The 22,304-nt window shown below is 37.6% G+C and carries 23 protein-coding genes; 1 reads left to right on the top strand and 22 read right to left on the bottom strand.

The features are described 5' to 3' along the window. Nucleotides 1-2: 2 nt before the first annotated feature. From nuoL to DEU40_RS09630, 15 genes are all read right to left on the bottom strand, one after another. Complete coding sequence (nuoL, locus tag DEU40_RS09700) at nt 3-1,916, bottom strand: NADH-quinone oxidoreductase subunit L (RefSeq protein WP_062675589.1); 1,914 nt, start codon at nt 1,914-1,916, stop codon at nt 3-5. 2 nt (nt 1,917-1,918) lie between these two features. After that, complete coding sequence (nuoK, locus tag DEU40_RS09695; RefSeq protein ID WP_002983557.1) at nt 1,919-2,248, bottom strand: NADH-quinone oxidoreductase subunit NuoK; 330 nt, start codon at nt 2,246-2,248, stop codon at nt 1,919-1,921. 4 nt (nt 2,249-2,252) lie between these two features. After that, nucleotides 2,253-2,750 (bottom strand): NADH-quinone oxidoreductase subunit J, encoded by a 498-nt coding sequence (locus DEU40_RS09690; RefSeq protein ID WP_034693417.1) that lies wholly within the window; start codon nt 2,748-2,750, stop codon nt 2,253-2,255. Next, a complete protein-coding gene (locus DEU40_RS09685) occupies nt 2,750-3,307 on the bottom strand; it encodes a NuoI/complex I 23 kDa subunit family protein (RefSeq protein WP_002983553.1) in 558 nt (185 codons plus the stop codon). The genes DEU40_RS09690 and DEU40_RS09685 overlap by 1 nt, the downstream gene beginning before the upstream one ends. A 72-nt stretch (nt 3,308-3,379) precedes the next feature. Beyond that, entirely contained in the window at nt 3,380-3,778 is a 399-nt protein-coding gene (locus tag DEU40_RS09680; RefSeq protein WP_110009635.1) for a four helix bundle protein, read from the bottom strand. 88 nt (nt 3,779-3,866) lie between these two features. After that, the gene (nuoH, locus tag DEU40_RS09675; protein WP_110009634.1) at nt 3,867-4,928 is read right to left on the bottom strand and encodes an NADH-quinone oxidoreductase subunit NuoH; all 1,062 of its coding nucleotides are present in this window, start codon (nt 4,926-4,928) and stop codon (nt 3,867-3,869) included. Between the two features lie 89 nt (nt 4,929-5,017). Beyond that, nucleotides 5,018-6,016 (bottom strand): 2Fe-2S iron-sulfur cluster-binding protein, encoded by a 999-nt coding sequence (locus DEU40_RS09670; protein ID WP_062675587.1) that lies wholly within the window; start codon nt 6,014-6,016, stop codon nt 5,018-5,020. 41 nt (nt 6,017-6,057) lie between these two features. Beyond that, complete coding sequence (locus tag DEU40_RS09665; protein WP_110009633.1) at nt 6,058-6,969, bottom strand: hypothetical protein; 912 nt, start codon at nt 6,967-6,969, stop codon at nt 6,058-6,060. Nucleotides 6,970-6,976: 7 nt separating this feature from the next. Further along, the gene (nuoF, locus tag DEU40_RS09660) at nt 6,977-8,335 is read right to left on the bottom strand and encodes an NADH-quinone oxidoreductase subunit NuoF (protein WP_089697000.1); all 1,359 of its coding nucleotides are present in this window, start codon (nt 8,333-8,335) and stop codon (nt 6,977-6,979) included. Nucleotides 8,336-8,442: 107 nt separating this feature from the next. After that, nucleotides 8,443-8,952, bottom strand: coding sequence for a complex I 24 kDa subunit family protein (gene nuoE / locus DEU40_RS09655; RefSeq protein WP_062675585.1), 510 nt, complete (start codon nt 8,950-8,952; stop codon nt 8,443-8,445). 104 nt (nt 8,953-9,056) lie between these two features. Then, entirely contained in the window at nt 9,057-10,280 is a 1,224-nt protein-coding gene (gene nuoD / locus DEU40_RS09650; RefSeq protein WP_002983543.1) for an NADH dehydrogenase (quinone) subunit D, read from the bottom strand. Nucleotides 10,281-10,342: 62 nt separating this feature from the next. After that, entirely contained in the window at nt 10,343-10,837 is a 495-nt protein-coding gene (locus DEU40_RS09645; RefSeq protein WP_110009632.1) for an NADH-quinone oxidoreductase subunit C, read from the bottom strand. 6 nt (nt 10,838-10,843) lie between these two features. Continuing rightward, the gene (locus tag DEU40_RS09640; RefSeq protein ID WP_002983540.1) at nt 10,844-11,404 is read right to left on the bottom strand and encodes an NADH-quinone oxidoreductase subunit B; all 561 of its coding nucleotides are present in this window, start codon (nt 11,402-11,404) and stop codon (nt 10,844-10,846) included. A 103-nt stretch (nt 11,405-11,507) separates the two neighbouring features. Then, nucleotides 11,508-11,879: an NADH-quinone oxidoreductase subunit A gene (locus tag DEU40_RS09635; RefSeq protein ID WP_034693436.1), complete on the bottom strand. Its 372-nt coding sequence runs from the start codon at nt 11,877-11,879 to the stop codon at nt 11,508-11,510. 500 nt (nt 11,880-12,379) lie between these two features. Beyond that, nucleotides 12,380-13,507 (bottom strand): GNAT family N-acetyltransferase, encoded by a 1,128-nt coding sequence (locus tag DEU40_RS09630; RefSeq protein ID WP_110009631.1) that lies wholly within the window; start codon nt 13,505-13,507, stop codon nt 12,380-12,382. Between the two features lie 104 nt (nt 13,508-13,611). Between DEU40_RS09630 and DEU40_RS09625 the strand changes: the two genes are divergently transcribed. Next, nucleotides 13,612-14,322, top strand: coding sequence for a zinc metallopeptidase (locus DEU40_RS09625; RefSeq protein ID WP_171006330.1), 711 nt, complete (start codon nt 13,612-13,614; stop codon nt 14,320-14,322). On the opposite strand, the gene DEU40_RS09620 is transcribed toward DEU40_RS09625, so the two are convergent. The 7 genes from DEU40_RS09620 to rbfA all read right to left on the bottom strand — a co-directional run bounded on the left by DEU40_RS09620 (nt 14,319) and on the right by rbfA (nt 22,226). After that, nucleotides 14,319-14,924 carry an IMPACT family protein gene (locus DEU40_RS09620; protein WP_110009658.1) on the bottom strand — a complete coding sequence of 202 codons (606 nt, stop codon included), beginning with the start codon at nt 14,922-14,924 and terminating at the stop codon, nt 14,319-14,321. The genes DEU40_RS09625 and DEU40_RS09620 overlap by 4 nt on opposite strands. 95 nt (nt 14,925-15,019) lie before the next feature. Then, entirely contained in the window at nt 15,020-16,045 is a 1,026-nt protein-coding gene (ribD, locus tag DEU40_RS09615) for a bifunctional diaminohydroxyphosphoribosylaminopyrimidine deaminase/5-amino-6-(5-phosphoribosylamino)uracil reductase RibD (RefSeq protein WP_110009630.1), read from the bottom strand. A gap of 64 nt (nt 16,046-16,109) precedes the next feature. After that, nucleotides 16,110-17,909 (bottom strand): DUF349 domain-containing protein, encoded by a 1,800-nt coding sequence (locus DEU40_RS09610; protein ID WP_110009629.1) that lies wholly within the window; start codon nt 17,907-17,909, stop codon nt 16,110-16,112. A gap of 74 nt (nt 17,910-17,983) precedes the next feature. Next, a complete protein-coding gene (locus DEU40_RS09605; protein ID WP_110009628.1) occupies nt 17,984-18,721 on the bottom strand; it encodes a shikimate dehydrogenase family protein in 738 nt (245 codons plus the stop codon). 63 nt (nt 18,722-18,784) lie between these two features. After that, nucleotides 18,785-20,578 (bottom strand): endonuclease, encoded by a 1,794-nt coding sequence (locus DEU40_RS09600; protein ID WP_110009627.1) that lies wholly within the window; start codon nt 20,576-20,578, stop codon nt 18,785-18,787. Nucleotides 20,579-20,657: 79 nt separating this feature from the next. Further along, nucleotides 20,658-21,863 carry an ABC transporter permease gene (locus tag DEU40_RS09595; RefSeq protein WP_110009626.1) on the bottom strand — a complete coding sequence of 402 codons (1,206 nt, stop codon included), beginning with the start codon at nt 21,861-21,863 and terminating at the stop codon, nt 20,658-20,660. 3 nt (nt 21,864-21,866) lie between these two features. Continuing rightward, entirely contained in the window at nt 21,867-22,226 is a 360-nt protein-coding gene (gene rbfA / locus DEU40_RS09590; protein ID WP_002983518.1) for a 30S ribosome-binding factor RbfA, read from the bottom strand. Nucleotides 22,227-22,304: the final 78 nt, after the last annotated feature.

The following is a 22,304-nucleotide window of genomic DNA, read 5'->3' as shown; positions in this document are numbered from 1 at the left end:
TATTATTGTAATAAAAAGTTAACAATTAATATAATTCCCACCGCTAAAGACATGATAAGGATATATGTCTCTACATTTCCGTTCTGTACACGCTTCATAGCTTTTCCGCTGTCTTCAGCACCATCACCTACAAAGTTTACAAAACGGTCTAAGATACCCTTATCAAACATTTTTCCTCCGCGTCCTAATCCTTCAACAGTTTTTACAATCAATGCGTTGTAAAGTTCGTCAACGTATAATTTCTTAGCAGAAAGCTTTTCCCATCCGGTATAGTTTTCCTCTGCAACAGCCATCTTTTTCTTACTTACATAAGTATTTCTAACGATGAACCATACAGTGAAAAACATCAAGACTGTAGCTGCTAATAAGATCATTTCAGTATTGAAAGGTACTCCTGAAAGAGTAGCTTCCATCTGGCTGTAGCTTTGTTCCGTAAGAACCGGCTTTAACCATTCCATCAGTTTGGCATAATGCCCGTGACCGATGAAGTGTGGCAGGTTGATAAAACCTCCGATTACAGAAAGAATTGCCAATACGATCAATGGTAATGTCATATTTGACGGACTTTCATGTAAGTGGTGTTTCTGTTCTTCAGTACCTCTGAATTCTCCATGGAATGTCAGGTAGTATAGTCTGAACATATACGTTGCAGTCATTGCCGCTAAAACAAATAAGATTACCCAGTAAATCGGGTTTTTAGCGAAAGCTGCTACTAAAATTTCGTCTTTAGAGATCATACCCGATAATAAAGGGAAACCTGAGATGGCTAATGTTCCGATAAGGAATGTAGCGTGGGTAAGAGGAATATATTTTTTAAGGCCTCCCATGAAACGCATATCCTGTTCGTTGCTCATAGCATGGATTACAGAACCTGCACCTAAGAATAATAACGCTTTAAAGAATGCGTGTGTCATTACGTGGAACATTGCTGTTGTATAGGCACCAAGACCTAAAGCGATGAACATAAATCCAAGCTGTGAAACAGTAGAATAAGCCAACACTTTTTTGATATCGTTTTGACGAAGTGCATAGAACCCTGCCAAAGCAGCGGTTAAGAAGCCGATGAATAAAATTCCTCCCTGTACAGTTGGTGCTAAAGTAAATAAGAAATTGGATCTTACTACCAAATAGATACCTGCTGTTACCATCGTTGCCGCGTGGATCAACGCTGATACAGGAGTTGGTCCCGCCATCGCATCCGGTAACCATGTATATAATGGAACCTGAGCAGATTTACCGGTAGCACCGATGAATAAACTCGCTGTGATAAAGATAATCACTGTTCCGTCTAATTCAAATTTTGAAGCGTTTTCTGCTACAGAAAGATAATCTACAGCATTGGTTTGAGAAGCGATCATGAAGATACCGATCAATAACGCAAGGTCACCAATTCTGTTCATGATGAAAGCTTTTCTTGCTGCTTTACCATATTCTTCGTTGGTATACCAGAATCCGATCAACAGGTAAGAACAAAGACCTACACCTTCCCATCCAATGAACAGGATAAGGTAGTTGCTTCCCATTACTAAAAGTAACATCGAGAAGATGAAAAGATTCAGGTAAGTAAAAAACTTGTAGAATCCTTTATCATGACTCATATATCCGATAGAGTATAAGTGGATCAGTGAACCGATACCCGTAATGATCATTACCATCATTAAAGAAAGCTGATCAATCTGGAATCCAAAATTAATCTGAACTCCGTTGACTCTAAACCATTCAAAAGCTTTTACAATGACAGGCTGGCTTTCAGAATTGAAATTCATGAAAAGGCTTACTGCAATACAGAAAGATCCGAAAACTACAGCAGTAGCCAGAGATCCTACCAATATTTTTGGAAGATTTTTCCCGAACAGCCCGTTAATAAGAAACCCTAAAAGTGGTAAAAGTACTATTGCATATACTAGATTCTCCATTCTTATCCTCTTAATTTATTAAATATACTCACATCTACAGAACGGGTGTTTCTATATAGCATCGCAATAATTGCCAGACCTACTGCTACTTCAGCCGCTGCTACCACCATAATGAAGAAAACTAAAAGTTGTCCGTCGCCGTTGCCTTTATATGCTGAAAAAGCTGCCAATAAAAGGTTTACAGAATTCAGCATAAGCTCTACACAGCCCAGAATCACAATAGCATTTTTTCTAAGCAATACTCCCATTACTCCCAGACAGAACAATACTGATGAAAGAATGATGAAGTAGTCCAAAGGGATGCTTTGTATAAATGTATTTACTTCTCCCATAATTTTATAAATCTTTTTTACCGATTAATACCGCGCCTACAATACCTGCCAGAATTAGGATGGAAGCAAGCTCAAACGGTAAAACATATTCATTAAACAAAAGTCTACCCAGATTTTTCGTAAGACCTACCCCTCTGTCTACATTTTCAACAACAATGTGATTGTCTTTTACTCCTCTGAAAACTCCTAATACACCTACCAAAAGAAGACCTGCCGTAAAAACTCCAACAAATTTTAAAGTATTGTTCTTCTTACTTTCGTCTTGTTTATTAAGGTTAAGCATCATTAAGATGTAAAGGAAAAGTACCATGATGGCACCTGCGTAAACAATAATCTGGATGATTGCCAGGAACTGTGCATTGAGAAGAATGTACATTCCGGCAATTGAAAACATCGTAACAATTAATGACAAAATAGCATAAAGAGGATTTCTTGCAAATACAAAGTAAACAGCACTTGCCACTGCTAAAAACGCCACCAAGAAAAATAAAAACTGATCCATTATTTTACCGCATTTTTTTGTTTCTCGGATTGTCTTGTCGTGATATCAATCCTTTCATTTATTTTTTCAACTAGTTTATCTTTTCCGTAAATGAAAGAACCTCTGTTGGTTTCCACGTCTACCAATCTGTCGGTAAGATAGATGGCAGATTTAGGGCAAGCTTCTTCACACATACCACAGAAAATACATCTTAGCATATTGATTTCATATACTGAAGCGTATTTCTCTTCTCTGTAAAGATGTTTTTCCTCTTTAGTTCTTTCAGCAGCAGTCATTGTAATGGCTTCTGCAGGACAAGCTACCGCACAAAGTCCGCAAGCTGTACATCTTTCTCTGCCTTCTTCGTCTCTTTTCAAAACGTGCTGGCCTCTCCAGATAGTGGTTCTTGGCTTCTGTACTTCCGGATACGAATATACTGCGGGAGCACCCTTTATCACGGTTCTTACAGCATGCTTAAATGTAATCCCCATTCCTGTAAAGATCGCAGGAAGGTAGATTTTTTCAGCAAGGGTCATTTCTTTATTGGAAACAACTTTTGATCTGTTAGTTAATTTCATTATATAATTTGAAATTTGAAGTTTGAGATTTGAAATTTATTAGTAAGATTTTATCTCTCAAACCTTTAATTATTAATTATTATTTCTTTTAAATTTATTTCCGTTGTGGTCTGTCATCTTCAAATAATTTATAAATCCTGACAGCTGTTTAGACAAAGATATTGTTTGGTTTTTTAAAAAATTAAAAACTTTTTCATCTAAATAATTTCGGTCAAAAGCTCTGATTAATTGAGAACGAACTTCTCCAGCAGAACCTTTAGACATGGTAAGAAAGTTTATAAATTCTTTATTACCTTCTCTTTCAAACCCTTCAGCTATATTATCCATAATTGATGCAGATGACCTGTCAATCTGGTTTTTATCGTGGTTTAGAAATTTTGGATTCAACAAACATTCTTTTTGGATCAATTGGCAAAGACTTCTTGACTGCTGCCATATTTCTAAATCTTCAAAATTATTTATCGTTGCCATGTATTTGATATTTGAAATTATTACTCTTAAAATTACTAATTTAAAGTCAATTCGTTGAATCTCAAATTTCAAACATCAAATCTCAAATTTACTGGAACGCTAAAATTACAGCTCCTGTAATTAATAGGTTTACCAATGCCATAGGGATTAGTGTTTTCCATCCTAAGTGCATTAGCTGGTCATATCTGAATCTTGGAAGTGTCCATCTGATCCACATGAAGATCAGAATTCCGATTACTGTTTTCGTAAGGAATGCTACGATACTTAAGATTCCTGCAGCATTTTCACCCCAGTTCTGAGTTACCCATTCAATACCAGGATAGTTATATCCTCCGAAGAAAAGAACTACCATGAACGCATTGGAAATAAACATGTTCACATATTCTCCGAACATATATAAACCTAACTTCATGGAAGAGTACTCTGTAGAGTATCCTGTTACCAATTCAGATTCACACTCAGGTAAATCGAACGGGTGTCTGTTGGTTTCTGCCAAAGCAGCTACAAAGAAAACAAGGAATGCAATCGGCTGGTAGAAAATGTTCCAGTTCAATCCTGAAACCCATGGAATAACTCCCCATAATTTTCCTGTAGTCTGACTTTCAGTGATTTCTTTTAAATCCAAACTTCCAGACATCATAATGATAGAAAGAAGTGCTAATCCCATCGCCAATTCATAAGAAATCATCTGAGAAGAAGCACGGATAGCACCTAGTAATGAATATTTGTTGTTCGAAGCCCAACCTCCGATCATAATTCCGTAAACCCCGATGGAAGCCATACCGATGATGAAAAGTACACCAACATCGATGTTTGCTACCTGAAGATCAAAAGAAGTACCTGCAATATTTAAACTTTTACCCCAAGGAATAACAGCTCCTGTAATCAATGAAATAAACATTACCAGCGCTGGTCCTAATACGAAAAGGAATTTTTCTGCATTGGCAGGTGTAAAGTCTTCTTTGAAGAAAAACTTTCCACCGTCAGCAAGAGGCTGCAGCAATCCGAAAGGTCCGGCTCTGTTGGGACCAATTCTATCCTGCATAATAGAGGCAACTTTTCTTTCTGCCCAGGTAGAGTAGGCTGCAATCGTAAGTGACAGCAGAAAAAGTGCTAGTACAAGTATAAGTTTAAATGTAAGTAAATCCATTTTTATTTAGATATTAAGATGTCAGATGCTAGATGTCAGATTTAATTTGCTGTCTGAAGTCTGGTATCTGAAATCTGATGTCTTATTAATTATTTTTCGTCTTTTTCACTGATTTCTTTAGCCATCGGATTGTCTAAAACTCTTAGTTCGTCTTTTGGCTTTTCGTAGTGGTTCAATGAAATTACAGAATGTCTGTCGATATGTCTGGGACCTTCGATATTCCAGTCTGATAAAGATTTTCTTTCGAAACGGCATGTATCGCAGATGAATTCTTCCACTTCTCCCCACTGGTCTTTTCTGGCAGTAACTCTTACAATTTCGTCACCTTTCATCCATACTACAGCTTTTCCTGAACACTTATCACATTTACAAGAAGCGTTCATTGGTTTTGTAAACCAAACTCTGCTGGCAAAACGGGCTGTTCTGTCTGTTAATGCTCCTACAGGACAAACATCGATAACGTTTCCGATGAAGTCATTGTCTAAAGCTTTATTTAAATACGTTGAAATTTCAGCGTGATCTCCTCTGAAAAGGATACCGTGTTCTCTTGTTTCTGTAAGCTGGTTGGCTGTCAGTACACATCTTGCGCAAAGAATACAACGGTTCATATTTAATTTGATGTTCGGTCCAAGATCATCAGCTTCGTAAGTATTTCTTTCGAATTCTGTTCTTGTATTTTCAACACCATGCTCATATCCTAAGTCCTGAAGATGACATTCTCCTGCCTGGTCACAGATAGGGCAGTCAAGCGGGTGGTTTACCAATAGGAATTCGGTAACGGCTTTTCTTCCTTCCTGAGCTTTCTCAGAAGTAAGATTTTTTACTTCCATACCGTCCATTACATTAGTTCTGCAGCTTGCTACTAATTTTGGCATAGGACGAGGATCTGCTTCAGATCCTTTAGAAACTTCTACCAGACAAGTTCTACATCTCCCTCCACTGGTTTCCAACTTGCTGTAGTAGCACATTGCAGGAGGCACAGATTTACCACCAATTTGTCTTGCAGCTTCCAGAATAGAAGTACCAGGCAAAACTTCGGTAGTCTGTCCGTCTATAGTTATTTTGAATTTTTTAACTTCTTCGCTCATATGATATGCTTTAAGCTTTATGCGTTAAGCAATAGGCTTTGTTATTTATATTTCTTTGTATTAAATGTATATCCAATTCCTCCAAGAACCTGTCCGAAAACAAAATCCTGACGTGCTTTGTCCGGTTTGTTATTTAATGTAGTTTTAATATCCCACATATTGATATAACCGGCTTTTCCTTCTAATCTCAGCATCCAGTTTTTCCAGAATACAAGGTTAAGACTGGATCTGATATCGGTTCCCATACCTGCAACGTGGAAACGGTCACTTCTTTCGTTACCAAAAAGTTTTACATTACTTTTCGGAAACATAAATCCGATTCCGGCTCCATAAGACCATACTAAATCTATATTTTTCTTATGAACAAGATTTTTGTATTTCTCTAGACCTAAGTTTTCATAATTAAGCCCGTCTGTATGTTCGAAAGTAAGGAACTTCTCATCTGCAAGATTAACCTGCCCGTTCTGAACCATTGCTGCATACTCAGGATCTGAAATATGACCTTTGAAACCTACAGTCTGGTTCTGATCCATTACATATTTCATGTGGTCTATCCCAAGTACCAATGCTAAATTGTCTTTAATAAAATATCCTATTCTGAAGTTATACTGTGTTACAGTAAACCAGCTCGGATCAAAATAGACAATTCCAAATTTTGTAGGTCTGTCCTGTGCCTTTACATTATTCAGCTGAAAATCGTATCCGTTTCCAGTAAAGTGGATGTCAGAATTGCTGTAAGCGGCTCTGTTCCAACCGTAAAATACGAAAACCTGACCTTTTTTGCTTAATGGTAAAGGCTTTTCTTTTCTCTCAGCTTTAATCTGCTCTTTCTCACTTACTAAATATGATAAATCCTCTTCAATGGATCTGTTATAATTTGCAGTATCAGTTTTTTTATTCTGTGCAAATACAAAATTCGACATCATTAAGCCGACCACCAATAATTTTTTCATCTTTTACTTATGCGTTCTTTTCAACAGCCGGGATAGGGTCAGCATAATGTGCCAATCCATAATTTTGTGTCTGAGACAACTCTGGGTTTTTCACGTGCCACTCAAATTCATCTCTGAAGTGACGGATCGCTGCTGCAACCGGCCAAGCTGCTGCATCACCCAACGGACAAATCGTATTTCCTTCGATTTTTCTCTGGATATCCCAAAGCAGATCGATATCTTCCATTTTTCCTTCTCCTTTCTCGATTTTCTTTAAAATCTTGTACATCCATCCCGTTCCTTCACGGCAAGGTGTACATTGTCCGCAGCTTTCGTGATTGTAGAATCTCGCCAATGTCATGGTGTGTTCTACAATACACTGGTCTTCATCCAAAACGATGAAACCTCCTGAACCCATCATGGTTCCGGTAGCAAAACCACCATCTGCCAATGATTCATAATTCATATATCTTGGCTCTCCGTTCACGGTTCTTAGCAATAGATTTGCTGGAACAATCGGAACAGAACTTCCTCCAGGAATACAAGCCTTTAATTTTTTACCATCCTTAATACCACCGCAATATTCATCAGAATAAATGAATTCCTCTACAGTGATCGTCATATCGATTTCGTATACACCCGGTTTGTTGATGTTCCCACAAGCAGAAATCAATTTCGTACCTGTAGATCTTCCCACTCCGATTTTAGCATACTCAGCACCTGTAATATCAATGATCGGAACTACTGCCGCAATGGATTCAACGTTGTTTACCACTGTTGGTCTTTCCCAAAGACCTTTTACAGCCGGGAATGGTGGTTTTAATCTCGGGTTACCTCTTTTTCCTTCAAGGGACTCAAGCAATGCCGTTTCTTCACCGCAGATGTATGCTCCACCACCTCTCTGTACATAGATTTCAAGATCGAAACCGGTTCCTAAAATATTTTTACCTAAAAATCCTGCTGCTTTAGCTTCTTCAATAGCTTCTTCAAGGATATCCGGAATCCACGAATATTCTCCACGGATGTAGATATAAGAAGTATTGGATCCTAAACAGTAAGAAGAAATTAGCATTCCCTCAATCAATAAATGAGGAAGGAACTCCATCAGATATCTGTCCTTGAATGTTCCAGGTTCAGATTCATCCGCATTCACAACAAGGTGTCTTGGAACACCTTCAGGTTTGGCCAGAAAGCTCCATTTCATTCCTGTTGGGAATCCAGCTCCACCACGACCTCTCAGTCCTGAAGCTTTTACTTCTTCAAGAATTTCGTCCGGAGTCATCTTCAAGGCTTTTTCAGCTGCTGTATAACCTCCCTGTTTACGGTAAGTCTCAAAGTAGCGGATACCTTCTATATGTGCGTCTTTAAGTAAAAGTTTTTTACTCATTGTTTATTATGCTTTTCGCTATTGGCCATTGGCTTCTAGCTTTTTATAATTATTAAAGAAAATAACTGAATAATTTAAAATCTAAAATGTAGAATTTAAAATTTCTATTAGTCTAAAGCAACTTGTCCCTGTCTGCAAAGATCAAGGATTTCATCTACTTTTTCTATCGTTAAATTTTCATGAAAGAATTTCCCTAGCTGCATCATGGGTGCGTATCCGCATGCTCCAAGACATTCAGCTGGTTTTAAAGTAAACATACCATCTTCAGTAGTTTCTCCATCCTTAATGTTCAGTTTGGTTCTGATATGATCCAGAATTTTTTCGCTTCCACAAACCATACAAGGTCCTGTTCTGCAAACTTCCAGTACATATTTACCTACCGGCTTCATATTGAACATCGTATAGAAAGTAGCCACTTCATATACTTCGATCGGTTGGATACTTAATAGTCCGGCAACATAATCCATCACAGGAACATCTAACCATCCTCCGAATTCTTTCTGTGCCAGGTGAAGTACAGGAAGAAGAGCAGATTTTTGTCTTCCTTCAGGATATCTTGCGATAATTTTGTGTACCTGTGCTAAACTTTCCGGTTTAAAAGCTATTGTTTCGCTCATTTTTTATCTAAGATTTCAGATGCCAGATTTCAGACATCAGATTTTAAATTTATATATAAAGCGAAGAGTCTAACATCTGAAATCTGATGTCTGACATCTTCTTTTTATGCGTCTAATTCTCCCGCAATAATATTCATACTACACATCGTTACAATGGCATCTGAAATTACAGAACCTGTAATCATTTCAGGGTATGCCTGATAGTAGATGAAGCATGGTCTTCTGAAGTGAAGTCTGTAAGGACTTCTTCCTCCGTCACTCACAAGATAGAAACCTAATTCTCCGTTTCCACCTTCTACAGCATGATAAACTTCTCCTTTCGGTACATCGGTTTCTCCCATTACGATTTTGAAATGGTAGATCAATGCTTCCATTTTCTGGTATACATCTGCCTTTTCAGGAAGATAGAAATCAGGGACATCCGCATGGAATGGCCCTTCCGGAAGATTTTCGTATGCTTGTTTGATAATTTTGATTGATTCCCAGACTTCCTGTTGACGAACCATGAAACGGTCGTAAGTATCTCCTGAAGTTCCTACCGGAATAATGAAGTCGAAATCCTGATATGAAGAATAAGGCTGCGCAACTCGTACATCGTAATCTACCCCTGCTGCACGTAAGTTAGGACCTGTGAAACCGTAGCTTAAAGCTCTTTCGGCAGAAATAGCTCCTGTACCGATGGTTCTGTCCATGAAAATTCTGTTTCTTTCTAATAAAGTACAGAATTCTTTGAATCTTGGTGGGAAAGTTTTTAAGAAATCCTTGATCAGCTCATGGAATTTAGGAGTGAAATCTCTTTCAAAACCTCCGATTCTTCCCATATTGGTTGTCATTCTGGCTCCGCAGATTTGCTCATACATATCATAAATACGTTCTCTTTCGATGAACATATAAGTAAGACCTGTAATAGCTCCTGAGTCCATTCCGGTTACCCCGTTACAGATCAGGTGGTCACCGATTCTGGCAAGCTCCATCAGGATAACGCGCATATAGTCTACGCGTTTTGGAACTTCTACGCCAATCAGTTTTTCTACTGTCATGTGCCAGCCTAAGTTATTGATGGGTGCAGAACAGTAATTCATACGGTCCGTAAGGGTAGTGATCTGAGAATAGTTTCTTCTTTCAGAAATTTTCTCAAATGCTCTGTGGATATATCCTACGGTTTGCTCTGCGTGAAGGATTCTTTCTCCGTCCATCGTTAAGATATTCTGGAAAATCCCGTGAGTAGCAGGGTGGGTAGGTCCCAGATTCAGGGTGTATAATTGTCCGTCAATCTGTTCCTTACTTTCGTACTGGTTTAGTATATTAGATAATGAGTTATCTTTCATAATGATTGCTTTTAGCTATTTGCTTCTGGCTATTGGCTAGCTGCCATTGGCCATTCGCTTTTTTATCTTCCGAACATACTATCGTTCTTGTCGGTTCTTGTACCGTCTTCAAGGCGATATTCCTTCAACATTGGGTGGTATCCCAGGTCTTCCATATTCAGGATAGGTCTCAGATCCGGGTGTCCTTTAAATTTAATCCCATAAAAATCAAACGTTTCTCTTTCCATCCAGTTAGCTCCTACATACAGATCTACAAGAGAGTCTACTTCAATATTTTCTCTGGACATAAAGATTTTCAGACGTAATCTGAAATTGGCCATCATATTATGCAAATGATATACAACACCAATTTCCTTTTCAGGGAATTCAGGATAGTGAATACCGCAGATATCCGTAAGGAAATTAAATTCCAGTGATGAATCTTTCAGATAGTGAATGATTTTCTTAATATCTTCTTTCTTCACTTCAATAGTCAACATTCCATAAGGTTCTGAACTTGAAATAACAGATTCCGGAAATTCTCTTGTGATTGCTTCTAATACAAATTCGTTTGTCATTTCCGTTTAGTTGCTTATGTTGTAAGAATCTAATAATTTCTGATATTCAGGCATGTCTCTTCTTCTGATGCTTTCGCTTTCTGCAAGAGCCTGTACCTGCATTACACCTTCAATGATCTGTTCAGGTCTTGGAGGACATCCGGGAACGTAAACGTCTACCGGAATAATCTTGTCAATTCCCTGAAGTACAGAATACGTATCAAAAATACCACCGCTGGAAGCACAAGCTCCAACTGCTACCACCCATTTCGGCTCAGCCATCTGAGTGTACACTTCTTTCAGGACAGGTCCTAATTTCTTTGATATAGTTCCGCAAACCATCAGCATATCTGCCTGTCTTGGAGAGAAAGAGTTTCTTTCCATACCAAATCTTGAAGCATCATATGTCGGGTTCAGGGTAGCCATAAACTCGATACCACAACAAGAGGTTGCAAAGGGTAACGGCCAAAGTGAAAACTTTCTTGCCATCCCGATTACACTGCTCAGTTTTGTTGCGAAAAACCCTTCTCCTTCATAGCCTTCGGGAGCAGGTGCATCTGTTCTTATTACTGGTTTTTTATCTGACATCTTGTAGATGATTTTAGATTTTAAATTTTAGATTTTAAATTAATTCTTAATGGCATAACTTAAAATCACCATCTAAAATGTTTAATTAAAATTTATAATTACTTTATTTATCCCAATCCAGCGCACCGCGTTTCCAGACATAGAAAAACGCTACGAAGAATATCGCAACGAATGTAAGTACGGCAAGGAATCCTTCCATACCGAATTCTCTGAAGTTGACAGCATAAGGATAAAAGAATACGATTTCAATATCGAATAGTACGAACAATACCGCAGTCAGGAAGTACTTGATAGAAAACGGTGTTCTGGCATTTCCTTCTACAGGAACCCCACATTCCCAGCTTTGGTTTTTTACAGAGTTTCCTTTTTTCTGCTGTGGCCCCAAGAAATGTGCCCCAAGCAAAGAAACTGCTACAAATCCTACTGCTACACCAGCCTGGATAAGGATTGGAATATAACTTTCAGGTAAATTCATTTTTGCATTATTATCTCAATTTGCAAATTTAGCGAATAAACAAGAAAGCATGAAATTTATCAGCTTAAAAGTAGGATGAAAATGAGTTAAACCGGTAATTTAGAATCAATAAAAATTAGCTTTTTATGATTATTTTTTTGGTGTGTTTTTCCCCATTTTTTGTAGTATCTGTGGAAAGACGGACTCTCTTTCCCTGCATTTGGAATATTTTGAATTTATTTAATACCCGAAAGAGCTTACATGACAAACCAGTGCTGCTACTGTTTTATGGTCTTATTTTTTCATTTTTTTCAGAAGAGTATAAGCCATAAAAGAAATGTAACCAAAAAGAATACTCGCAAAAAGAATATTGATCACGGTGTTTGTTTTGTCATCAGGTGACTGGAAAAAGATATTATAACTGATAAATCCAGCAATTAAAATAGCAAATATAATGAGCTGCGGTTTCATAAAATTCAAAGTTTAGGTGATAAATTTATATCGTAAAAAGACGGTATCAATTATTTGATTTCCATTGAATAGGTTCTTCTTCTTTTATGATTCACCGGATTATAATCCTGCCATAGCAGCTGAATGCTTTTGTTTTCTTCGAGTTCCGGGTTGGTTTCAAGGTATTTTACTCCTTTTTTTCTGAAAATATCCCAGATTTCTTTGAAAATAATAGAAGTGACCCCTCTTCTCTGATAATCAGGGTGAATACCGATCAGGTAAAAATTGGCTCTGTCATTTTTCTTTCCTGCCTGTAAAAAATGCCACCAGCCGAATGGAAGCAGTTTTCCGCCGGACTTCTGCAACGCCTTGGAATAAGAGGGCATTGTAATGGCGAATGAGATCAGATTGTTGTGTTCATCAGCAATACAAACAATGAAATCTTTATCAATAAGTTTGAAATATTTCTCTTTGTAGGTTTTGCGCTGTTCATCCGAAATAGGGGTATATGTGGAAAGATGTTTATAAGTCTCATCCAGAAGATCAAACATAGGATCCACATACTGAATAATCTCTTCTTTCGTTTTGAATTTTAAAACTTTCAGTTTGTACTTTTCAGAAATAAGCTGATTGAACTTGTGGATTTTTTCCGGCAAGGTTTCAGGGAAAATGATTTCAAATTCTACCCATTCTTTTTCTTTGGTTAAACCCAGGTTTTCAAGATGCTGAGGATAATACGCATGGTTGTAAATTCCAATCATGGTTGCAAGCTGGTCGAAACCTTTTACCAGCATTCCTGCTTTGTCAAGATTGGTGAAGCCCATAGGCCCTTCAATTTTGTCAATACTTTTTTCTTTAGCGTAATCAACTGCTTTTTGAATCAATGCCTTTGAAACTTCAGCATCATCAATAAAGTCGATCCATCCGAAACGAACTTTTTTAATTCCTAATTCTCTCTCTTCCTTATGATTGATCAGAACGGCAATTCTTCCAACGATCTTATCATTCTTATAGGCCAGATACTGTTTTGCCTCAGAATATTGAAGCGCAGGATTTTCATCAGCATTCCAGATGTTGATTTCGTCATTGATAAAAGACGGAACATAGTAGGGATTGTTTTTATACAAATCCATCGGAAACTTTACGAATTGCTTGAGCTGACCCGCTGTTTTTACTTCAATAATTGAAACTGTAGACATGTTTTTTGAGAGGAATTAAAGGACAAATATAAATAATAATATCGTATACTTTGGCACAGTTTTTATTTGATTATGGGTAAAATTAAACACAAAATTTATATAAAATGGTGGGTTATTATATCATTATTGGTATTTCAATGTTGGTGAGCTGGTGGGTTTCGTCCAGATTGAAATCGAAATTTGAATATTATTCCAATGTACACCTTCGAAATGGCCTTTCAGGCAAAGAAGTAGCGGAAAAGATGTTGAGAGATAACGGGATAAATGATGTTCAGGTCATATCAGTACCTGGGCAGTTGACGGACCACTATAATCCGGCAGATAAAACAGTGAACCTTTCTGAGGGTGTTTATATGCAGAGAAACGCAGCGGCCGCGGCAGTAGCAGCTCACGAGTGTGGGCATGCAGTGCAGCATGCGGTAGGATATTCTATGCTGAATTTACGTTCAAAACTGGTTCCGATTGTAAATATTAGTTCAAATCTGATGCAGTTTGTTCTTATTGCGGGTATCGCAGTAATGGCGGCATCAAGAACAATTGAAAACCCAAATGGAAATACGACTGTTCTTGCCATCGGAGTAGCAATGTTTGCGATGACCACTCTTTTTGCTTTTGTAACGCTTCCCGTGGAATACGATGCGAGTAACAGGGCAATGAAGTGGCTTAAAGACACGGGAACTGTAACTGCAGAAGAATTTGTTGGAGTACAGGATAGTTTGAAATGGGCAGCAAGAACTTACGTGGTGGCAGCCTTAGGCTCTCTGGCACAACTTCTTTACTGGGCATCTTTGCTTCTTGGAGGAAGAAGGGATTAATCATTAAATTCAAATGAAACATATTGCATCTCGGAAAGCTTTTCTGAGATGCTTTCTTTTTGTGCCAGTTTCAGTGAGGCGGTAAGAATACAGTTTTCATTCGCATCGAAGTTCAAAACTTTAGCATCAAATTTTGAAAGCAAGGTGAAAATCGTGTTCTGCTGATTGAAGTTGAACCTGATCTCTACTTCTATTTCCAGTTCTCTGGTAATGATGCTGGCTTCTTCCAATGTGATCTTTGCCGATTCTTTATAGGTTTTTACCAATCCTGAAACCCCTAATTTGGTTCCCCCGTAATAACGGACAACAATGACAAGCACATTCGTGATTTCATTAGCCAGAAGCTGGTTGTAAATTGGCAAACCTGCACTTCCGGAAGGCTCACCATCATCATTGGCACGGTAATTTTCACCATTTAATCCCATTCTGAAGGCATAGCAGTGATGAGTAGCTTTCGGATGTTCTTCTCTGATCTTTTCCAGCGCACTCTTTAATTCTTTTTCATTGGTTACCGGGAAAGCAAATCCGATGAATTTGCTCCCTTTTTCTTTTAAAAGAGTATTTTCTATGGGTTTTTCTATGGTTTTATATTCAAACGTCATTGGAGGTTCCTGCTTTGTTGATGCAAAAATATTAAATGCTTTACGATTCTGCACCATGATCATAAATTAAGCCGTCAGTTTAGACGGCTTTTCTTTTATTTTTGTTTGAAAAATGAGATCGTATTATCTCTGAAGTTTTCAACTTTAGTAGGTGTATAATTGAATTCAGGGGCTTTTGTGCCATTTTCAAGGATGAGATTTTCATTTTTTATCACTATTGCTTCATCCCAGAGACCTGCATTAATAAATTCCTGCAGCGTAAAACGGCCGCCCTCGATAATAACTGACTGTATCTGTTCTTTATACAATGCCATCATGAGTTCAGCCAGAAAATCAGCCTTGTTGATTTTAATGAATTGAATATGTCCTTCAATACCTTCTTTCACAGAATTTAAAACCAATGTTCTTGCTTCATTGTTATAAATATTGAAGCTGGCAGGAACTTTTAGATCAAAATCAATTAAAATCCGGACAGGGTTTACTCCTTCTGCATTTCTTACGGTAAGACTTGGATTGTCATTGAATGCAGTTTGAGTTCCTACTAAAATGGCATGCTCGTCAGCTCTTAACTGATGAACAAACTGATTCACTAACGAGTTTGAAACAGCAGTCGGTTTAAAATCTTTATCAAGAAAACCATCACCGGATTCTGCCCATTTTAAAATGATATAGGGTCTTTTCTTTTCATGATAAGTGAAAAACCTTTTGTTCAGTTCAATGCATTCTTTTTCAAGAATTCCTGATACGGCTTCAATTCCAGCATCCTGAATGATTTTTTTTCCCTTGCCGTTCACTTTGTCATGAGAATCCATAGCACCAATCACCACTTTTTTAAAGCCCAGTTCTTTAATCTTTAAAGCACAAGGCGGTGTCTTGCCATAATGGGCGCACGGTTCGAGTGATACATAGATCGTTGATTCCGGGATCAGATCTTTATTTTTAACGGAATTGATGGCATTGATTTCTGCGTGGTTTTCTCCCGCCTTATGATGATATCCTTCACCTATAATTTCCCCATTGTGCACTATAACGCTTCCTACAAGAGGATTGGGATAGGTGTTGCCGAGAGCTTTTTGAGCCAGTTCGATACATCTTTTAATATAAAATTCGTCGTTGTTCATGTTTTATAAAAAGAAAAAGCGAAGACAAATTGCTTTGCTCCGCCTTTATTCATTTTGTTATGTATTATTCTCCGCTGATAATGCTGTGGAGATTTTGTTTTAATGTTTCAAGATGAGCTTTTTTCTCATCAATCGTGTTGTAAGTATCTTTTAACAGAGGGTTTTCTCTCGACGGTTTGTTGAAGAAAGAAAGGTTGTTTTCCAGTTTTACGATTTCTGCCTCAAGGTCAGAGATTTGATTTTTGATCTTTCTTGCTTTATCGGTAAGCTGATTTTCCGATAAACCTTCTTCTTTCAGCTCAAGCTCGTTGATCTTGTTTATTTTCAATTTCTCTCTCAATGTTTTGTTGAATTCAGAGTTGATTGAAATTTTGTCTCTCGGAACTTTTCCGATGTTATTCCATGAAGTTTTGATCTGCTCAATTCTTTCGATGCTTCCTTCTTCATTGGAAACTTCTTTCAGTTCATCAAGAAGGGCTTTTTTGTTTTTATAGTTTTCCTTCCAGTTGTCGGTAGAAGTATTGCTCTTCTCTCTGTAATTGTTGAAGAATGCATTACAGGCGTCACGGAATTCATCCCATATTTTATTGGTCATGCTCTTTGGAACGTGGCCGATTTTTTTCCAGTCTTCCTGAAGCTTTTTGAATAACGGAACGGCAATATCCCATTCCTCATTATTCATATTGTCCTGTGCGGTCTGGATCAGTTTTAATTTTTCTTCAAGATTCGCTTGCTGAGAACCTTTCAACGATTTATAATAGTTGTTTTTCGTTGTATTGAAACCTCTTAGTGTCGTTTTGAAGTCATTCCAGTTTTGGTTGGAAAGTTTTCTTGGAACACTTCCTGTTTTTAAGAATTCAGAACGCAGATCTTCCACTCTTTTAATGGCATTCTGCCAGTAGTTGTGGTTGGGCGTTTCCGAAGGTTCAGACAGTTTCTTGATTTCAGCGATGATCTCATTCTTCTTTTCAAGGTTCACAGCCTGCTCTTTTTCAATGGATGCGGAAAGTTCAGACTTTCTTTCGTGAATTTTGTTGGAAATTTCTTTAAATTCTTCCCATGTTTTTTCACGGAATTCTTCAGCAACAGGCTCCGCTTCTTCTTTCCAAAGTTTGTGAAGATATTGAAGCTCATTTAACGCTTTCTGAATTACAGGCTCATTCTCAAGTTCTTTAGCACGGGCAATGATATGCTCTCTCTTTTCCAGATTGTGGCTGTATTCCTGTTCCAGAAATTCTTTATTCAGATCCAGCATCTGATAAAACTGATTCAGATGGTGGAAATAATTATTGTTAAGAATTTTGAATTCAGATTTGGCAACTTGTCCGGCTTTTGACCAGTCTTCTTTAATTTCGCGAATAGATTTGAAAAGATTGATTCCCGGTTCTGAGCTTGTGTATAGATTTTTAAGTCTTTCGATAATACTTTGGCGGTGGTCCAGATTCTTCTTTTGTTCTTCTTCCTGTCCTTTCTGGAAGTCATCATGTTTTTCCTTGAAGATATTAACCAATGCAGAATACTTTGCCTGAGATGGATGTTCATAGCTGAAATTTTCAACAGGATTTCCGGCTTCTACATATTCATGCTTTTTATCTTCCACTTCATCATGGATATAATGACTTGCTTTTTCCTTCAGCTGATTGAATCTTTTGAAATTCTCACCGGCGTTGGGAGTGTTGATGATTTTTTCCATTTCCTTTAAAGTATCGGCAAGGGAAATTTCTTCTTCATGTTCATCCAGGTGTTCTGTATCATCGTCATGGTGGTTTGCATCATGAGAAACCGTGTTTTCTGATGTGTCCTGAGATACTTCGTTAGGATTTTTCTTTTCTTCGTTTTCAGAAAGATTGTTTTCTGTAGTCATAGCAAATCTTTTATGTGAGTGGCATTAATATCCTTTAAATATAGCTGTAAGGCCAATTAAAGTACTAATTTATGTTATTTTTTTTGAAAATTCCAAATTTCCCAGGCTTTTTCTGCTTGCTGTTCAAGCATATAATAGCCATTCACAGTTTTTGCTCCTTTTTCAGAGGCATTGATAATGAATTGGGTGTAATTGGGATTGTAAATCAGATCGATAACCAGATGATCTGAAGAAAGCCCGTCAAAAGGAAAATTAAGACAGTCTTTCACATTGGGAAAAGTACCTACCGGCGTACACTGAATGATAATTTTATGGTCGGCAACAGTTTCCTGATCAAGATTTTCAAAATTGATTTCTGTACTTCTGGAAATGGTGACTGAAGGAATACTGTGTTTATCCAATGCATATTTTACGGCTTTTGCAGCTCCTCCGTTTCCTAAAATCAAAGCTTTATCCTGTGACGATTTTCTGTGCAAAAGAAGCGTCTTTTCAAAACCGAATGCATCTGTATTATAGCCTGTTTTCTTACCATCCTGAATAAGAACGCAGTTTACGGCGCCTATTTTCTCCGCTTCATCACTTAATTCATCCAGATAATCAATTATTTTTTCTTTGTAGGGAATCGTTACATTGAATCCTAACAGGTCCGGAGACGCAAAAAGTTTTTCTACTTCATTAATTTCGTTCAGATCAAAAATATCGTAGGAGAAGTTCTTCAGCATGAGCTTTTGGAACTTGTTTTCGAAGAATTTTTTAGAAAAAGAATAGGAAATGTTTCGTCCTATCAATCCTAATTTTTTATTGGAATCCATCTATCAAAAGTAAAAAAAAGACCGGATAAATCCAGTCTTTTAATTTGAAATATTTTTTAATAATTAATCTACGATAAATTTAGTAGAGAAATTATCTGTTTTCAGAATGTAAGATCCTTTAAGCAAACCTTTAAGACTGATCCTATTTGAATGTCTGAAAGGGTTGGCAATCGTTTCAATTAATTTTCCGGAAAGATCATAGATATCAGCTTTTGAAATTTTGTTAAGGTTTTCTCCTTTTACAAATAATTCATTATTTCTTACCGGGTTAGGGTAGATAGTGAAGTCTGATTTGTCCTTTTGGTTTTCAGTGGTAGCTAACGTAGTTCCGAAACATGTCCAGCTAAGATCATCCAGAGCAACTCTGTTGGTAAGAGAAGAATTGGTCAGTTTAATGACAGCATTTCCGCTTACATTTATATTATTAATGGTAGTTGTAGTAACAACATTACTGTAAGGAATAGTTCCTACATTGACGTCGTTTACAAGAACATTGAAGTATCCTGCGCTTCCGGAGAATTTCAATTGAGTTGTTAATGTTAAACTCTGAACTCCACCTGAGAAAGTTGAACTTGTTAAAGTTCCATTTTTTATGGTAATAGCCTTATTATTGATGGTCTGGTCAACTCTTGCGTCTGTAGCAGTCCATGAAATTCCATTGTTGGTCCAGTTTACTGTCATGTATGTATTTACAGGGCCGGTGATCATTTCAAAATTTTCAGTTCCGCAGCTTCCTCCTCCGGCAGGTGTATCAAGAGTAGTTTCTGTAGCGGTTGTGCTTTGTGGAGAAGAGTTTGAGAAAGCATCTTTAGCAATGATATAGAATGTATATTGAGTAAGTGGGGATAATCCTGAAACAATAGTAGATGTTGTTGTTCCTGAAACAGTAGCTTTTAATGTTCCGTTGGCGTAAATCTGGTAAGACGTTACTCCTACATTATCTGTTGCAGCTGTCCAGCTTAAAGCAATAGAGTTTGAAGTTGGATTGCTGGCAACAAGATTGGTTGCTGCTGTAGGGGCCTGGCTGTCAATAACCGGAGCTCCCCAGATCTGGGTAACATATTCAGGGTGATCAATGAAAGGGTTTCTGTTTCCCTGATAAGTATAAGAAGCATTGTTTCTGGCAATTTCTTCCGGCGATACCGGATCCATTGCATTCCATGCTAAATATTGATTAAGTGCCCAGGGCTGTAATCCCGGAAATGCGGTGTTGCCAAGCATATCACCAGTAGTGAAATTAGGAAGTTTATCCTCATATCTTGTTACGAAATAAAGAATCATTCTTGCGATATCTCCTTTGAAAGCATCAATGGGTTCAAATACGGTACCTGCATATCCTGCAGATACAGATGTGCCTAGTTTTGATCCGTTTTTAGAGGTGAAAGAAGGGGTTCCTACAATTCCGAAAGGGTAGTTGGATCTCATTCCGTTTACTTTTCCGTCTGTAGCACGGATAAAATGAATGTCAGCTACCATTGGGGAGGCATTGTTGAACAAACTTTGAGGAACAACGTGCTCTCTGTTGTAGCAGTCACCTTCATTAGAATATCCGGCAGATCCGCACTGACTGGTCCCCAAGGTGAAATTATATTGATCTGGCCCATTTGGATTTTCAGAATAAATATCCAGAATTGTTCCGTCATTTTCATAAAAATAATCACGGTCAGTAGTGGCATAGCCAGTCCATAAACCTCCATAGCCATTGTCTATATGTCCGTTGCTGATAATAGTTTTCAGAGCTGTTTTCAGAGCTGCACCTGTTAAGGTCGGCGATTGGTTATAATATCCAGCCGGAGCCTGTGCCAAAGCGCTTATAAATGTCACGCTTAAAAGAAAAAAAGATAAAATTTGTTTCATTTTTTAAAATTGGGGCGTAAAGGTACGAAAAAATGAAACCCAAGTATATTAATTGTGTGTAATATATATACTTAAAATATTAGTTTTTAGTAATATATTCTTTGCTGATTTTTGAAAAGAACCATGAAATAGTGATTCCAAATAAGGAAGCCGTGAGGGCTACAATAAGATAGTTCTTTCCTACAATTTTTACCGGGAATGGCAGAACCTCATTGGCTCTGAAGAATTCTGTGTAAAGCTGGAAATAGCAAAGTGCTGTTCCAAGAATTAATCCGGTAATTACTCCGGAAATAACAATCAGAAGTCCGGTGTAGAAATAGGTCATTCTTAAATGGCTTAAAGGGAAACCGAGTGATATCAATGATTTTGCCTGCTCTTTTTTATCAAGCTGAAGGATGATAATTGCTCCGGCAAGATTAAAGGTGGTAATAAAGATGACCAATGCAAAGATCAGGTAAATAAAAAGCTTTTCAGTGTTGATCATTTTCCAGAAAGCAGCATTTTCTTCTTCCTTGGTTTTGATCTCAATATTTTTTCCGAGTGAAGAAAGCAGACTTTGTTTTACTGCATCTGCATTTTCCGGATTTTTCAATTTAATAACAATCTGGTAGGCCGAATTTTTAGGAAGACTAAGCAATTCTTCCGTAAGCTCAATAGGAGAAACGATATAATTGTCCAGCTGGTCTTTTCCGGGGAAAACACCCGTTACCAGAATATCTCTTTTATTATAGATGTCTTCTTCTTTGGTAATAATCCCTGTTCCCGGTTTGGGCATGAAGACTGTTGCATAATGATTGGAAGAATCTACAGGAATTGATAGTCTGTTATCCAGACTGTTCTCCATCAATACCTCATTGGAGTATCTGAAACTTGGATACGTTCCGTAGAATACTTCTTTATTGATAGGATTTACCTTTACATAGGCAGAATCTACACCTCTTAAATAGGCAATGTCACCCTTTCCGTTGAAGCTGATGTATACTTTTTCTTCAATAACACGGGAGAAACTGCTGATTTCTTTGTTGCTGATGAGAGTTTTTGTGACATTATCCAGATTTTTAATTGTTTTTCCGGAAGTGCTTTTTAAAGTAAGATCAGCATGAAGATTGGAAATGAGGTCTTTATTCAGGTCTTCAAGTCCTGAAAATACCGAAATAATGACGAACATTGCAGCCACAGCAACCGTCATGGCACCCACGGCCAGCCACGTAATGAACGTAACGGCAGTACTTCCTTTTTTAGCCAAAAGGTATCTGGATGCTATGTAAAATGCAATATTCTTCAAGATCTATAAAACAGGATTGTCGCCTTCGCCTCTTAATTCTCTTTCCAGTCTTTCAACATCATCAAGAGCGGTATCCAGGTAAAAGTTAAGTTGTGGAATAATACGCACCTGCTTTGCCATTTTCTGACCAATGAAATTTCTGTATTGAGGTTTGTTTTCTTCAATCTCCTTCATCACAGCGGTACGGAATTCCTGTGGAAAAATGCTTAAATAAATTTTGGCAATTCCTAAGTCGGCAGTTACTTTTACATCCGAAACAGATACCAATATGCTCTGTTTGCTTTCTGCAGCCTGTTTGCGGAAAAGCTCCGCGAAGTCTTCCTGAATGATCTGTGCTACTTTTCTTTGTCTGTTACTTTCCATAATTTCTGCAAATTTAGTACTTTTGTTTGAATTGATACTTTGAAATTCAACTGTAGTATCAAATTTACGATTTAATTA

The sequence above is a fragment of the Chryseobacterium sp. AG844 genome (genome assembly GCF_003182335.1).
Taxonomy (GTDB): domain Bacteria; phylum Bacteroidota; class Bacteroidia; order Flavobacteriales; family Weeksellaceae; genus Chryseobacterium; species Chryseobacterium cupriresistens.
This window is presented reverse-complemented; position numbering and strand designations above follow the sequence as displayed.

Coding starts and splice junctions, on each gene's coding strand:
- nuoL (WP_062675589.1), bottom strand. CDS start 1,916: ATGGAGAATCTAGTATATGCAATAGTACTTTTACCACTTTTAGGGTTT.
- nuoK (WP_002983557.1), bottom strand. CDS start 2,248: ATGGGAGAAGTAAATACATTTATACAAAGCATCCCTTTGGACTACTTC.
- DEU40_RS09690 (WP_034693417.1), bottom strand. CDS start 2,750: ATGGATCAGTTTTTATTTTTCTTGGTGGCGTTTTTAGCAGTGGCAAGT.
- DEU40_RS09685 (WP_002983553.1), bottom strand. CDS start 3,307: ATGAAATTAACTAACAGATCAAAAGTTGTTTCCAATAAAGAAATGACC.
- DEU40_RS09680 (WP_110009635.1), bottom strand. CDS start 3,778: ATGGCAACGATAAATAATTTTGAAGATTTAGAAATATGGCAGCAGTCA.
- nuoH (WP_110009634.1), bottom strand. CDS start 4,928: ATGGATTTACTTACATTTAAACTTATACTTGTACTAGCACTTTTTCTG.
- DEU40_RS09670 (WP_062675587.1), bottom strand. CDS start 6,016: ATGAGCGAAGAAGTTAAAAAATTCAAAATAACTATAGACGGACAGACT.
- DEU40_RS09665 (WP_110009633.1), bottom strand. CDS start 6,969: ATGAAAAAATTATTGGTGGTCGGCTTAATGATGTCGAATTTTGTATTT.
- nuoF (WP_089697000.1), bottom strand. CDS start 8,335: ATGAGTAAAAAACTTTTACTTAAAGACGCACATATAGAAGGTATCCGC.
- nuoE (WP_062675585.1), bottom strand. CDS start 8,952: ATGAGCGAAACAATAGCTTTTAAACCGGAAAGTTTAGCACAGGTACAC.
- nuoD (WP_002983543.1), bottom strand. CDS start 10,280: ATGAAAGATAACTCATTATCTAATATACTAAACCAGTACGAAAGTAAG.
- DEU40_RS09645 (WP_110009632.1), bottom strand. CDS start 10,837: ATGACAAACGAATTTGTATTAGAAGCAATCACAAGAGAATTTCCGGAA.
- DEU40_RS09640 (WP_002983540.1), bottom strand. CDS start 11,404: ATGTCAGATAAAAAACCAGTAATAAGAACAGATGCACCTGCTCCCGAA.
- DEU40_RS09635 (WP_034693436.1), bottom strand. CDS start 11,879: ATGAATTTACCTGAAAGTTATATTCCAATCCTTATCCAGGCTGGTGTA.
- DEU40_RS09630 (WP_110009631.1), bottom strand. CDS start 13,507: ATGTCTACAGTTTCAATTATTGAAGTAAAAACAGCGGGTCAGCTCAAG.
- DEU40_RS09625 (WP_171006330.1), top strand. CDS start 13,612: ATGGTGGGTTATTATATCATTATTGGTATTTCAATGTTGGTGAGCTGG.
- DEU40_RS09620 (WP_110009658.1), bottom strand. CDS start 14,924: ATGACGTTTGAATATAAAACCATAGAAAAACCCATAGAAAATACTCTT.
- ribD (WP_110009630.1), bottom strand. CDS start 16,045: ATGAACAACGACGAATTTTATATTAAAAGATGTATCGAACTGGCTCAA.
- DEU40_RS09610 (WP_110009629.1), bottom strand. CDS start 17,909: ATGACTACAGAAAACAATCTTTCTGAAAACGAAGAAAAGAAAAATCCT.
- DEU40_RS09605 (WP_110009628.1), bottom strand. CDS start 18,721: ATGGATTCCAATAAAAAATTAGGATTGATAGGACGAAACATTTCCTAT.
- DEU40_RS09600 (WP_110009627.1), bottom strand. CDS start 20,578: ATGAAACAAATTTTATCTTTTTTTCTTTTAAGCGTGACATTTATAAGC.
- rbfA (WP_002983518.1), bottom strand. CDS start 22,226: ATGGAAAGTAACAGACAAAGAAAAGTAGCACAGATCATTCAGGAAGAC.